This is a genomic window from Bradyrhizobium sp. 31Argb (assembly GCF_043638955.1).
GTDB lineage: Bacteria > Pseudomonadota > Alphaproteobacteria > Rhizobiales > Xanthobacteraceae > Bradyrhizobium.
In genome coordinates this window covers 1-531 of the sequence record NZ_JBEGDB010000708.1, presented here as the reverse complement: position 1 = coordinate 531, position 531 = coordinate 1, and the positions used below count along the sequence as shown (strand labels likewise).

The 531-nt window shown below is 56.5% G+C and carries 1 pseudogene; it reads right to left on the bottom strand.

Annotation, left to right across the window (positions count from 1 at the left end):
* Nucleotides 1–208 (bottom strand): annotated as a pseudogene (locus AAFX91_RS42380) (hypothetical protein); the annotation flags it as partial.
* Nucleotides 209–531: the final 323 nt, after the last annotated feature.

The following is a 531-nucleotide window of genomic DNA, read 5'->3' as shown; positions in this document are numbered from 1 at the left end:
CGCAACCTCGGACCGGCCGACAGTCGGAGCTACATCCGTCAAGCGAAAGTAACATCCTCAGGTGAGGCAATACGAGAAGCCATAAAATCAGGCCCTCGCCCGATCCGAGCCACTCAACCTCAATATCCAAAGGAGTTGCGAGCGTGTTCAGAAAATCCAAACCCACGGAATCCGCAACGAAGATGGGAGCAGGACGTTGATCAGCCATGAGAGTCACCCTTGGACCGCAACCAACAGAGTAACCATCGAAGTCGGTGTCGACAAGTTACCAATATGACTGGCTGTCCAGACGAGTGGCAGCTTCCAGGAATCGAAAGAGTGGCCGATGTGCAGGCCTCAAAGGGGCTAGCGGACACAGCCAGATCTGCGGCCTAGTGCCCGCAGCCGATTAGCAAGAACCAGCCTGCCGAGCCGCCGCCGATGATCACACCGTCAAGATGCAGTTCGTCGATCGCTAGACGACCGATTCCATGAAACCTGCGTCGTGGCGCGGGTTGAATTGGATGGAACGGGCAGGTTGTTGGCGGATTC